The following is a 13,305-nucleotide window of genomic DNA, read 5'->3' as shown; positions in this document are numbered from 1 at the left end:
ATACATATACATTGTATGAAGGAGGAATTTAAATGAACACAATGAAAGAATTTATTTTTGAACCTCGTTTTCTCAGTTTAGCTGTCTTAAAAGACATAAATGTAGGAAATAAAATACTGAACGATCTTATTATAGATGATGAAAGTTGCTTAGGTCATAGACAGGTAGGCACTAGAAGTTATCACATCTTCTATTTCAAGAATGATCGTTTTTCAGTTTATTATCATAAAGGTGGTACAGACGCAATGTACTCCTCTAAATCACTAGATGTGGTTTTAGATTATGTGAATACTTTAAAACCAGAGGATTTTGAATAACTTTAAAATGAAGTAGGGTTGGAGATGAAACAATGGCAATAACAAATATTACAACACTAGCAGATACAAAGTATTTAAAACTTTATAATGCAGAGTATATCAATAAAAACGGAAAACCCAAAAATTGGTCTATAGCTTCTAGAAAAGATTTAAATACATTAAAAAGTAATTATTTTAATGGCAAAGAAGATAATATCGATGCCGTTATAATAGTAGCTACGCACGTAGATAAGGCTACACATGTAGATAAATCTACTCATGAAGCTGAGGACAAATTAGTGGTTATAAAGCAATTTAGGGTTCCTCTTAATGATTATGTTTATGAAATTCCTGCTGGACTTATAGATGCTGGCGAGGACTTTGAAACTACTGTTAAGCGTGAACTTAAAGAAGAAACAGGACTTGATTTGATTAAAATTGATTATAATAAGACCAAAGCTAAGGCCTACATATCAACAGGTATGACAGATGAGTCTGCAGCCTTAGTTTATTGCACTTGCCTTGGTGAAATATCAAAAGATTATTTAGAACCAGATGAAGATATTGAGATTATGCTATTATCAAAGCAAGAAGCTAAAAATCTGATTACTTCTAAGGAAAAAATAGATATTAAAGCACTTCTTGCCATACAAAACTTTATAGGTTAGATATCACACCAAAGGTGTTAATTATTCATAACCTGAAGAGTTACAGTAAATTTGCACTTTCCTAAATAGTATTAGAAAAAACAGCAGGGTATTAATTTATTCTGCTGTTTTTTTGTTCGTATATTCAAAATAAAAAAAATAATTCTAAATAATAATAATAATAATAATAATAATAATAATTTAGCAAAATATAAACTATTCCCTATAGAGTAGACAAATGAAACAAGTCTACCCTATAGGTCCCATGGTAATCTCCTTAGCATTATAACAATTTTGCTTTTAGAGATCTAACAACCTGCTCTTTACTATTCATTATAATAATTCCCCATTTCAAGATATTTCTCTTATTCTACAAAAATTAATTGTCCGAATTTTTCTGGCATATGAAAGTTAATTTGACCTGTTTCTGACCAAGCTGAGTATTCCACCACTTTATCTTCTTTTCTATCAATTCTATAGAAATTTATACCCCAAATGTCACCTGTTAGAGGTGGATTATTTACTGCAGTTGTAAACTCTTCCATGGGTATAGCAATTTCAGTATGCCATTCCTGTATATCTTCATAATAAATTGTAGCAGTTTCTAAAGTTTTATCTACCTTAGCATATAAAAATTTTTCACCCTTTAGATTATTATTAATAATATAATGCAATACTGTATTCAATGGATTTACCTCAATTTCTACATAGGTTTTTAAATCCCTATTATCATCAATAAACACTTCCACTACATCCTCTTCATATAACTTGTCATTATATGCTGTCATAGTAGCTTTTATATAATCATCCTTGCATTTAAATGCGATGTACAAATAGTTTTCATTCCATAAAGCTTTACACTCTGACTTGAGCTTAGCCTCTCTTCCACTTTCAGTTTCCACTAAAAAATCTCCCTGAGCCTCTTGCCAAGCTTGCTTGTTCAAATTTCCGTCAATTTTAATACTTGCAGGAGTTTTTTTGCAATAATATTGTTTAGACATACATGTATCCTCCAATTTTAACTATATTTTTGAACAATGGCTTTCATACTTCCATATCTATAACCATTTTAAACTGAGTTCTCGTCCTATCATAACATTATTAAATTTTGTATCATTATGAGTTACTCTAAGTGGTAGCTTTCCTTCCTTTAGAAGATTTGCTAAAACAGAAGTTTCCTCGCCACGTGACAAAACAAAATCTATTTCCATTTGAATATCCTTAGCTCTTAAAATTATTTTTCATTTTCTTCCCCCCACAATTTTACTGGATATACCCCATCATTTACTAAATTCATAATTGCAGCCTTTACAATTGGTTTATCATCTTTATAAGTAAACCCATACCATTGTTCTTCTGAAGTAAGAACCTTTACTTTAGCCTTATCTTCAGCAATTAAGCTATCAACTACACTTGGTAAGAAGTATTCTGCTTTTAGAATATTATTTTGATTTTCTTCCAAAAATATAGGAAATTTCTTCTCTAATTCTTCAAATATGCTAGGTGTCAGTCCCCAAGTGTTCATAGAAACGGTGCTGCCTTCAGGAATATCAACCCATTTTTCTCCATTTTCACAATACTTAGCCCCATCCTCAAACTTCTTAATTTCAGTTCTTTCTTTTATTCCAGTCAAATATCCTGAGCTATCAACTTCGCATACACCTCTAGCAACATGCCCATGGTCTGTAAGTGTGTTTTCTAGCTTAAACCCTACCATGGAGTATTCATAAAACTCCTTACTGTCTTCTAAATTAACTAAATAATCATGGATAAGTTTAAAGTAGATGCGCCATAAAAATCATCTGCATTTATTACTAAAAAAGGTGTATCTACATCATTTTTGCAGCACATTATTGCATGAGCTGTACCCCAAGGCTTAGTTCTTTCAGTTGTCACACTATACCCCGCTGGAACTATGTCTACTTTTTGAAATACATAATCAGTTTCCACTAGACCTTACTATTTAATTTTATTTGCCAGTTTAAATTTACCTTTTAGCTGTATCTAAATTATAACTTTCAAAAGCTATTTTATAATTATCAAAAAAGTCTCTTAATTTGCACAAAAGGACGGTTAATAACTTTTAATAATTATCTAAAGTTGTTAACCGTCTCCTTTATATGGCACTGGCACATATAAGTTTGTCTCTCTTATATCAAATGCTCTTGTCCAATCTTTATCCATTTTATTTCATAGGGTTGCAAGTTCATTACTTGATGATGGTTTTTGTCACTGTAAAGTATAGTTTTCTGCTCCTCATTAGAGTTATTAATAACTGCTATATTGCCTGTTTCTAAATAGGCTGCACATTCAGTGTTACTGTTTGAAGTAAACCAGTTATAAATTTCTTCTTCCTTTGTAGCTGCCCAGTAAATCGCTCTATATAAAAGCCTAACATTTTCTGAAGTGTAAGGAATACCTGACAGATACACTGCTCTTCCTTTTCCAAATTGGTTTACAGAAAGATTTACATCGCCTTTATCCATAGAAAGCAGCTTTGTGTCATCACCAGTTTTATAAACATACTTCATACCTTCACCAAAATCTATGCTTTCAAACTGATCCTCTAAAATAAAGTGTTTTTCTTCACTTTGCTTATCATGTCTTGTATAGTTCAAAGTAAAACTCATTTCTCTATCTACACCTAATACATCTGCCAATTGGAAGTATCTTCCTTGATGCTGATAAGCCGAAGGTTCTCCAACTCCAATAAAGCCGCCGCCCTTATATACCCATTCTTTGATTATTACTGTTGCCTCATCATCTATCCAGAACTTATGTCCTGACCAGGCTGTACCCGCATCTCCAGCATTAATAATTACTCCAATGTCCTCTGAAATACCTTTTTCCTTAATATCCTGGAAGCTTATAAATTCTACATCTAGAGGCATTCCACTTAAGCATTCAATAACTCCTACATATGAGTAAATTTTCTTATACCATAAAGCATGAGCTACCATATTAGTTTGCCAAGACCTTATTTTCCCCCAAGAATTTAAAACTGCTACCTTAAACTTAGGTACATAAGCTTTAGTTCCACTTATATTGTTATGAATTTCTCTAAATTCTGTTGCTATCTCTTCTACCTTATCTACAAACTCCGGAAACTTTAAGGCTAAGCTTAAATACCCTCCGTATCCCATTCTATCCACTGGCTTTCTAAGTATGGCTCTTCTAGCCTGTACCCAGTTTTCTACTGCTTCTTTAGTGGGATTTCCACCTTCATGAAAGGTATCAGGGAAAAAGTAAGGTAGGAACCGTCCCTCTGTAAATTTTACATGAGGTATATCTGAAATTAATCTTAAAGTAGCTCCACTTCCCACGGAGCCAACTACGGAGTCTATACCTATATTTCCAAAATATTCTCCATAAGGCTCTGTTCCAATCCAATTATCTCCTAAGAACATCATAGCCTCCTTGCCATACTTATGACAAAGGTCTACGCACTTTTTAGCATTTTCGCAAACAAAGCCTTGAAGAAAATCTAGCCAGTCCAAATATTCTTTTGAAGGTACACGGAATGGTGAATTGAAATAGCCTTCGTCTACAAAATTTTCTGCCATAAGCTTATATCCCTTGACTTTTTCAAAAGCATCCATAGCCTCTGGACTTACACTTGCACTATAGCCAAACCAATCTACAAAATTCTCCTTTTGTTTATCATTATAGGATATTGTGAAGTGATAGAAGAAGGTAGTAAATCTAACTACATCAACACCTGGGTTTTCCCTGAGCCACTGCTCTAAGTATTTAAAAATATGCTCTCTAGTCTCTTCATGAATAGCATCATATGGCATTTCTTCCGGTGTAGTCCAATTGTTAGTCAAATGATTATACATTTGAGTTGTATCCCATACTTGGTAAGCTAAAAAACTTACTGTATATCTGTGCCATGGTTTAGCATTTTTAATAGTGACCTTTTGATTTCCTTCATTAAAGTCCCAAGAAGCCGTATCCACTGCTTCTCCAGTGTTTCTGTCATAAACCTCCCAATATCTTTTAATATCATGGTTTTTATCCACTTCAAACTGCCTATGAAAAAAGCCTTCCATAATATCAATGTCTAAGACCTCAGATGTAGCTATATTATGCTTTGACATTAAATATTGCATCTGCAACTGGTTCTTGTGACTATAAGCCCATTCTTGATCATTTCTTACAGTTAGGTATGTAGTATAAACCTTAACTGCTAAATCCATTAGCTCTTTAGGTAGCTTTGTACCATCACTGTTTCTTATGGCATCTGCTCCCCATTTATCTATTAACTTTTTTACTTCTTTATCTATTCCCGACTCTGCTGGAAGTGTAAATCTGCCCTTTTTTTTCATGAATATTCCGACCTCCCTTATTCTTTAACTGCACCTGCTGTAACTCCACTAAAAATATATCTTTGGAATACAAAATAGATTATTAAAGTTGGTATCATTACTACAATGGCAGCTGCACTCAATTTAGGTACTGACGATGTTCTAGGATTTTGTATATAGTTAAATAATAATGTACTTAATGTACGGTTATTTGTTCCTGGCATATATAAAAATGGAATATACATATCATTTAATACATCCACAGCCTTTAGTATCCCTAAAGTAGCTGTGGCTGGGATCACCATTGGGAAAATTATTTTCCAGTATACTGTAAAATATGACGCTCCATCCATCATGGCACTTTCATCTACTGAAACTGGAATCTGCTCTAAAAATTGATTATAAATATATATTTGCATTAGGTCTGCACCTATGTATATTAGTATTGGTGCAAATAATGTATCATAGAGCTTTAAATCTGCTATTATACCGAATCTAGATATTTCAGTAACAATACCTGGGATTATTAAACCTACTAGAAACATAGCATAATAAACTTTTTTTAATTTAAAATTAAATCTAGTTAAACAATAAGCAACCATAGTACTTAGTATTGAGTTTAAAACTACTGTAACTACCACCAATATACTGGAGTTTTTTAAGGCTACCAAAACATGTCCATTTTGGAATACATCCTTATAATTTTCAAGTTTAATATTTAAAGGTGGCATAAGAGCTGATTCTGAGCCTATTTGTGACAAATCCTTAAAGGAAGCAAATAAGGTTATAAGCATAGGTAAAATAACAACTACAGATATAAATATAAACATAAATATTTTCAAAACTTCAGAGCTATTATGAGTTACATTAATTTTTGTTTTAACTTTTTCTTTTTTACTAATTAATTTCGTTTCCATGCTTATGACCTCCTTAAATGAAATATTTTCTTTTGAAGTATTGATAAAACTATAATAATTAACATTAACACCACAGCCATCGCTGAAGCTCTTCCAAAGCTGGCATACTTAAATGCGGTATTCACTGTTTCTAATGTAAAAGTGCTACTTGAAGTACCTGGTCCTCCACTAGTCATAACATAGGGTATGTCAAAAACCATTAGAGCTCCTCTTATATTCAAGAATAATACAATTTCAATTACGCCTTTAATATTAGGTAAAACAATGTAGTAAAACTGTTTAAATGTACTTGCCCCATCAATTATAGAGGCCTCAATCATATCATTAGATAGTGATTGAAATGCAGCTAAAAATAGTATTATGTGAATCCCTGAGAATCTCCATAAGGAAACTCCAGCAAGAGAAAAATTTACAATTTTAGGATCACTAAGCCATGAAATTGAATTCATATGAAAAAAATGTAATAATCCATTTAAAACACCGTCTTGTGAGCTATATAAAAATGCAAACATACAAGCAACTGCCACGCCATTAACAATATAAGGTAAAAAAACTATAGTTTTAAACATTTTGCTACATCTAACTCTATTATCTAATAAAAATGCTATAAATAATTCTATTGGAATGAATGCTAAATGAAAAACGAAGTAGACACCATTATTTTTTAAGGATGCCCAGACATCAGGTGAGTCAAAAATAATTTTATTAAAATTTTTTAATCCTACAAAGGTTTTAGTAGAGCTTATTCCATCCCAACTTGTAACACTCAAGCACAATAATTTTATTAATGGGTAAACCATAAAAAGCAACATTAAGATTGTGGGTATAAATAGAAAAACCACTAGCAATATTTTTTTTTGCATCTTCAATTGAGTGTTATTAAACATAACTTAACCTCCATCTTTTAACTAAAAAAAGAATAAAGTATCTTTCTTAGTACTTTATTCTTTTTTTGATTTTATTTAATTAATTGCTAATTAGCCCTTGCTTTTTTCCATTGTGCATTTAAATCTTGCACCATAGAATCAAAACTTTTTCCTGTAGTCATTTGTTGTCCAATACCATTAACATCAAATTTCATTGCATTTTTAACCTTATTATAAGCCTCATCATAGAAAACAGTGATAGGTTTTACATCCAGGTCAGTAAATGCTTGTGAAAAGAACTTGTCATTATAAGTTAACCCCTTAACTGTTGGTTTTATATTTAATGCAGTAACAAGCTTTCCATAATAATCGCTACCAAAGAACCATTCAATAAATTCCTTTGCTTCTGGTTGATTTTTAGAAGACTTAGAAATTCCCCATAAAGCTTCTGTCATAGCAGTTGTGTAGAAATCATCTGAAGTTTTATTTCTAGTTGGAAGTAAGAATACACCTATACTTTCATCCTTTCCACCAGCTTGGTTGAAGGAATCTTTATACCAAGAACCAGCTGCAATCATTGCCGCTTTCCCAGCCACAAACATTGCACCGGCTTGGTCCCAGCCATATCCTAGAGGATCATTTCCACATACCTTTGCATCATATAATTTTTGTATTTTTGCATACGCATTATAGAAAGGTTGTCCTTTTGTAAATGGATCGTCCTTTGTAGCCATTTTATTGTATATTTGTCCATCTCCAGCTTCAAGCATTGGCATGTATTCATTCAGTGGATAGTTTACCCAAGAATCCTTTAAGCCTAATGCAAGTGGTGTGTACTTCTTACCTTCTTTTATGGTTTGAGCAACTTTTATAAAATCCTCCCAAGTAGTAGGAACTTTTAAATTATATTCTTTGAAAATATTTTTATCGTAGTAAACGTATTCATTAAATACCGATTGAGGAATTCCAATTATATTTCCCTTAATAGCTGTTTCATTAGCATAAAGATTATTTTTCACTGCCTTTAAATCATTTAAAGGTACCATAAGATCAGCATACAATGTAAGGTTAGCTTGTCTTATTGGAAATATATCTGGTAGCTGATTAGCAGTACTTCTTATTTTCATTGTATTGTCATATTCCTTTGGCGCAATATGTTCTAATTCAATAGTAACATTAGGATGGTCCTTCTTATAAGCATCAACTAATTTGTTAGTTTCATTCATGTATTTGTAGTCACCTTCACCCCACATTGCTAATTTAAGAGTTACTTTTTTCTCACTACTTTTTGATGTTGAGCTAACTGGAATAGAATTCTTTGAGCACCCAGTAGCTAAAACTCCAACTAAACCCATACACACAAGTGCAAAACTGATTTTTCTTTGTATTTTCCTTTTATTCATTTTATTGCCCCCTTCGGTTTCTTTATATACATATCTTATCTCTTTATTCCCTTTATCTGAATGATATAAATTATTGTTTTTTTGATTTTTATTACTTTCCATCAAATTTTTTACTAAAATATTTAAAAACCTACACAAATAATATGTAGGTTTTTAAGTGGTCATTTATTTCTTTTTAGAATTCTTTCTAGCTGATAGCTTATGAATAAAGCATATCCACTAAATAAGAATAAAAAGCAAACTGGTCTAGTAAGGGAAAATACCGCAATAGCTATAAATAGAACGACATTTAAGGAGCTAGTTATCATATTTTTATAGGATATAATTAAAGCATTTTTAATTATATCTAATAGCTTCATATCTAATCTAGCTATTAAAGGAAAAATATATAAACTCACCAACAATAAATGAAATAATATAAATATTTGGAGTAAACATAACCAAAAATACTCATTACCTATACGACTAATTTTAACAACATTATATATACCTAATAGCAAACTAAAGTTAATAACTGTCCCCGCCAAGGAGGCCTTTTTAAAATTTTCCTTGTAACCTTGGATAAAATCACTATAAATATTATAATGATTTCCTTTAACCTTTTTGGTATAAACACTACAAACTGCGGTAGTGGCAGCTCCCATGGTTACAATAGGTATACTTCCTACTAGCCACAGAAGATTAAGTATAAAGGTTTCATAGACCAATACACAAAAGTTGTAAAGTGGTCCCTCTAAACTAAATAATCCATTCATAATAAACACCTACTTTGAGTTAATTTTACAAAAAAAATACAAAATTATAAATGATATATATTAACTAAATTTTGATTATTATTTGTTTTTATATTGTAGTGGACTTATTCCTACCACCTTTTTAAAAGTTCTGCTGAAATGCTCAATATTATTATATCCCACTTTATCACAAATTTCGTATATCTTCATATCAGTTTTATCTAAAAATTTTTTTGCATTAGTTATTCTAACATCTGTTAAATATGCAATAAAGTTATCCCCAGTTTCCTCAACAAAAATCTTACTAAAATATGCTTTGGAAAAGCCTACTTCTTTACTTATATCTTCTAGAGTTATTTTTTTAGCATAATTATTTTGTATATACTCCTTTGCCTCCTTTATAAAGCGATTTTGCATTTGTTTCAATTTGCTTAAGTGATCAATCGCCTTATTTAACAGTTCTATTATCCATGCTTCTATTTCACTTATTGTTTCAAACTTCATTATTTCACTGTAAAAGTCTATGTCTTCACCTATGATTTCTTCAATACTGTTTTCCCCCATTTTCATAATGTACTGAAATAACATTAGTACAATTTCTAAATAATAAATATATATATTTTCTACTTTCCCTTGTTTTGATAATTCCTTAATATCAAATATTTGCTTTATAGCTTCTACAGCCTTCTCCTTATCCAAGTTATCTATTGATTTCAAAAGTCCTTCTTCTTTTCCCATTTCTAATAGAGTTTTTTTCGTTAAATTATTCTTTTTCTTTATACTATCTAATTCTTTAACTTGCTGTGGAAAAATATCTTTCCCTTTTCCAAACATAAATCTTAGTCTTGAGTGCTTTTGCGCCTCTTCAAATAACCTTCTTATATGCTCTATTTTATTACTTTTATTACTTATTCCAATGGTAACCTGAACATTTAAGAAATTCAGTAAAACATATCTTAATTTACTGATAACTTCACTTATTTTTTTATAAATTCCATCCTCATCTAGAGACTCAAAGCTTAGAAATATACCATACTCCATAGGCGATACTACTAAAATCTCACCATTATTCATAGCTTCAAAGTTCTGATTCGCAGCATTTTTTACTGATCTAACTAACTCCTCTATGCTACTATCCGCATATCGCTTTTCCACTGAGGAGAAATTATCTATGATAATATTGAGACATACATAATATTCATTTTCAAGCCTTAAATTTCCATTCTTCAAATTCTCTGATTTTAGCTCTTCAATTAGTAGCCTCCTTAAAAGCTCTTCCTTTGATAATTTTATATCTTTTTTCTTCTTCTTCTTACCTTCTAATACACTAAGCACCATTTTTAATATTTTATCTGGATCCATTTCAGTCTTTAAGATATAATCATTTATCCCTAGCTTAAATGCACTACGGACTAATTCATAGTCATCATAAGCACTTAAAACTAAAAATCGGGTGTCATTATCTAGTTTTATATTTTCCTCCATAAGCTGAATGCCATTCATAACTGGCATATTCATATCTGTGATTACAATATCGATATCAGGGTTTTTTGCCAATATTTCCAAGGCTTTTTTACCATTATTAGCCTCTAAAATTTCATCGAAGCCATAGTTCTCCCAATTTACTAAGGATTTTAATGCTAGTCTAACAATAGGTTCATCTTCAACTAAAAGCATCCTGTACATAATCAACCCTCCTGTTCATATTTTACTGGAAGAATAATCTTTACCCTTGTGTATTTGTTCTTTTCACTTTCAATTTTGATACCATATTTTTCACCACAATTTAGTTTAATTCTTTTTTCAGTATTTTTAACCCCTATACCATTAAAACTTGTCTTTGAACTTTCTTCACTACTTAATAATTTATTTATAGTCTCTTCATCCATACCTATACCGTTATCTTCCACCTGAAGAATAAGCTTGTCTTCATTTATTTTTCCACTAATAAAAATATCTTTATCCCCTTCAATCTCATCTATACCATGAATTATGGCATTTTCCACTATAGGCTGCAGCATTAGCTTAATAATATAAAGTTCCTTAATCTCTTCATCCACATCAATTACTAATTTAAAGCAATCTCCAAACCTTACCCTCATAATTTCAGCATAACATTCCAGGTATTCTAGTTCCTCTTTTACAGTAATAAAGTTTTGTGTATTTCTAAAGGTAGCTGATAAAAGCTTCATAAAGGACTCTGTTACACTTCTGATATTTTCTGTTTTAGAAATTGCCGCCATAAGCTTAATTACATTAAGGGTATTAAACATGAAATGAGGATTAATTTGTGCTTGCAGTACCTTTATTTCCTCCTGTGACCTCTGTCTTTCTTTATTATCACGCTCTTGCATAAGCTCTTTTATATCAGAAATCATTTTATTATAATTATCTCCTAGTTCTTTTATTTCATCTAGATTGGTGTATATATTAACATTTTCATCTAACTTACCTTTTTGTATTTCATTCATTTTCTTAATAAGCTTCTTTATAGGTTTGATTATATCCGTAAAGAAAAATTTAGAATAAAGAATAAAGAACAGTATAAGCACTAAAAATATTGTTAATAAGCTTTTCATTAGGTTGGTAGTATCTTTTGTCAATTCATTATAGCCTATTACATCAATTATTCTCCAACCACTATACTGAGAGGTATGTTTTGAAATATACATTATTCCTTCCTTAGATTTAAACTTATAGGTATCTGATTCCTTAGTTTTTACATCCTTGAGATAATCTATTTGCGAAATATTTTTCCCAATTAACTCTTTATCTGGAGATATTACAATCTTGTCCTCATTGTCTATTATAAGCATTTTCCCGACTCTATCTCCTATGAATCTTGAATATATGGACTCAAACACCTCTGTTTTCATCTCTACATATATAAAGCTTATACTCTTATTAAAATAATTAGTTAATGGACTTATACCAAATAAAAATTCAGATTTATTTTTGTTAGCATCTTCATAGCTTTTAATGTTGTTTTGGCTAAATACCTTATCCTTATTGGCCATGCTTTCATTGTATAAAACGCTGTTTAAAATATCTTCTTCACTTTTGTAGTAGGGATCTTTATACTTATATACCTCACCATTCTTGCTAAAAAACGCTATAGAATTTATTTCTCCTGAGTATGCAAATAAATAATTTAATTTATCATTAATTTTAGAGGAAATTTCAAGCTTTTTAGAAGAATATATTTCTTTATACCATTGATTTATTAATATCATCAATTCTTCTTCATTAGAAACTTTAGCTACATTCAGTGAGCCTCTTTTAAGCTCTACCTCCAGATCCGCAGATAGCTGCTCCATAATTTGTCTAACTTTTTCATTATAATGAGTTATTAAGATATCCTCATACAACCTATTTACTATAAAACTCATAACAAAAAAAGGAATAACGATAAATATAATAAAGCTTGTAATAAATTTCCTTGTCATACTTCTTTTTCCGGACATTTTAATCACCCCTGCTCTAATTATAAATAACCATAAAATAATATACCTTTTTTAATATTAACCCATAAATTTAGAAAATAAAAGGGAACTTAGACAAAAATGTACAAAAATCAAGCTGAGACAATTGAATAACATACCAATAAAAATCAAAAAAACAATAAAATAAATCACTAATTACTTACCCTTACTATTGGTGAGGCGCCCAAACTTCCGGAAACTGTAAAATCTAAACTTAGTGATGGAAATGAAACTGCTCTCCCAGTAAGATGGGATGGAGTATAATAAAATAATACTTTGTTTATAAAATAATTAGCTGAATAAAATCAGATATTTTTAACTAGCATTAAAAAATCCAGTAGAATATTAATATTCTACTGGATTTTTTATTCTATTCAGATGTGTTTAAAAGTAATTTTCTATAAATCTAATTTTGGTAATACCTCTGTTTCAAAAAACTTCCTGGATGTACTTCCTGAAACACTATAAACTTCACTGTCATCTATTTTTACAGATACGCCCTTTGTACAATGACCTAAGCAAAAAATTGCTTTTAGTTGTACTTTATCTGACAGGTTATATTCTTCAATAATTTGCTGAAAGTTATTAATAACATTGTAGGATCCTTTAATATGGCATGCACTACCTACACAAACACTCAAATCTATCATAAA

Annotated in this window: 14 protein-coding genes and 1 pseudogene; 3 read left to right on the top strand and 12 right to left on the bottom strand. The window is 30.6% G+C overall.

Going from position 1 to position 13,305, the window contains the following annotated elements:
• Positions 1–32 precede the first annotated feature (32 nt).
• Positions 33–317: a hypothetical protein gene (locus G9F72_RS09375; RefSeq protein ID WP_164956168.1), complete on the top strand. Its 285-nt coding sequence runs from the start codon at positions 33–35 to the stop codon at positions 315–317.
• Between the two features lie 32 nt (positions 318–349).
• The gene (locus G9F72_RS09370) at positions 350–964 is read left to right on the top strand and encodes an NUDIX hydrolase (protein WP_164956167.1); all 615 of its coding nucleotides are present in this window, start codon (positions 350–352) and stop codon (positions 962–964) included.
• A gap of 344 nt (positions 965–1,308) precedes the next feature.
• On the opposite strand, the gene G9F72_RS09365 is transcribed toward G9F72_RS09370, so the two are convergent.
• From G9F72_RS09365 to G9F72_RS09315, 11 genes and pseudogenes are all read right to left on the bottom strand, one after another.
• Positions 1,309–1,944, bottom strand: coding sequence for a carbohydrate-binding family 9-like protein (locus tag G9F72_RS09365; RefSeq protein ID WP_164956166.1), 636 nt, complete (start codon positions 1,942–1,944; stop codon positions 1,309–1,311).
• 78 nt (positions 1,945–2,022) lie between these two features.
• Positions 2,023–2,172, bottom strand: a pseudogene (locus G9F72_RS09360) (mucin desulfatase); the annotation flags it as partial.
• A gap of 5 nt (positions 2,173–2,177) precedes the next feature.
• A complete protein-coding gene (locus G9F72_RS09355; RefSeq protein WP_164956165.1) occupies positions 2,178–2,660 on the bottom strand; it encodes a hypothetical protein in 483 nt (160 codons plus the stop codon).
• A gap of 38 nt (positions 2,661–2,698) precedes the next feature.
• Complete coding sequence (locus G9F72_RS09350; protein WP_224676048.1) at positions 2,699–2,893, bottom strand: hypothetical protein; 195 nt, start codon at positions 2,891–2,893, stop codon at positions 2,699–2,701.
• 200 nt (positions 2,894–3,093) lie between these two features.
• On the bottom strand, positions 3,094–5,271 hold the full coding sequence (gene gnpA / locus G9F72_RS09345; RefSeq protein ID WP_164956163.1) for a 1,3-beta-galactosyl-N-acetylhexosamine phosphorylase: 2,178 nt from the start codon (positions 5,269–5,271) through the stop codon (positions 3,094–3,096).
• A 17-nt stretch (positions 5,272–5,288) separates the two neighbouring features.
• Positions 5,289–6,167: a carbohydrate ABC transporter permease gene (locus G9F72_RS09340; RefSeq protein WP_202054829.1), complete on the bottom strand. Its 879-nt coding sequence runs from the start codon at positions 6,165–6,167 to the stop codon at positions 5,289–5,291.
• 2 nt (positions 6,168–6,169) lie between these two features.
• Positions 6,170–7,054, bottom strand: coding sequence for a carbohydrate ABC transporter permease (locus G9F72_RS09335; protein ID WP_164956162.1), 885 nt, complete (start codon positions 7,052–7,054; stop codon positions 6,170–6,172).
• Positions 7,055–7,140: 86 nt separating this feature from the next.
• Positions 7,141–8,436, bottom strand: a complete 1,296-nt coding sequence (locus tag G9F72_RS09330) for an ABC transporter substrate-binding protein (protein WP_164956161.1) — start codon at positions 8,434–8,436, stop codon at positions 7,141–7,143.
• Between the two features lie 161 nt (positions 8,437–8,597).
• A complete protein-coding gene (locus G9F72_RS09325; RefSeq protein WP_164956160.1) occupies positions 8,598–9,191 on the bottom strand; it encodes a YesL family protein in 594 nt (197 codons plus the stop codon).
• 78 nt (positions 9,192–9,269) lie between these two features.
• A complete protein-coding gene (locus G9F72_RS09320) occupies positions 9,270–10,856 on the bottom strand; it encodes a response regulator (protein ID WP_164956159.1) in 1,587 nt (528 codons plus the stop codon).
• Between the two features lie 2 nt (positions 10,857–10,858).
• Complete coding sequence (locus G9F72_RS09315; RefSeq protein ID WP_164956158.1) at positions 10,859–12,634, bottom strand: sensor histidine kinase; 1,776 nt, start codon at positions 12,632–12,634, stop codon at positions 10,859–10,861.
• A 189-nt stretch (positions 12,635–12,823) separates the two neighbouring features.
• Between G9F72_RS09315 and G9F72_RS27575 the strand changes: the two genes are divergently transcribed.
• Positions 12,824–12,916: an Ig-like domain-containing protein gene (locus G9F72_RS27575; RefSeq protein ID WP_164956429.1), complete on the top strand. Its 93-nt coding sequence runs from the start codon at positions 12,824–12,826 to the stop codon at positions 12,914–12,916.
• 134 nt (positions 12,917–13,050) lie between these two features.
• Here the strand turns inward: G9F72_RS27575 and G9F72_RS09305 are convergent, their stop codons facing one another.
• Positions 13,051–13,302, bottom strand: coding sequence for a (2Fe-2S) ferredoxin domain-containing protein (locus G9F72_RS09305; RefSeq protein ID WP_164956157.1), 252 nt, complete (start codon positions 13,300–13,302; stop codon positions 13,051–13,053).
• Positions 13,303–13,305: the final 3 nt, after the last annotated feature.

The sequence above is a fragment of the Clostridium estertheticum genome (assembly GCF_011065935.2).
Lineage (GTDB): Bacteria > Bacillota > Clostridia > Clostridiales > Clostridiaceae > Clostridium_AD > Clostridium_AD estertheticum_A.
Note: the sequence above shows the minus strand (reverse complement) of the source record. Positions and strands in the feature narration are given on the sequence as shown.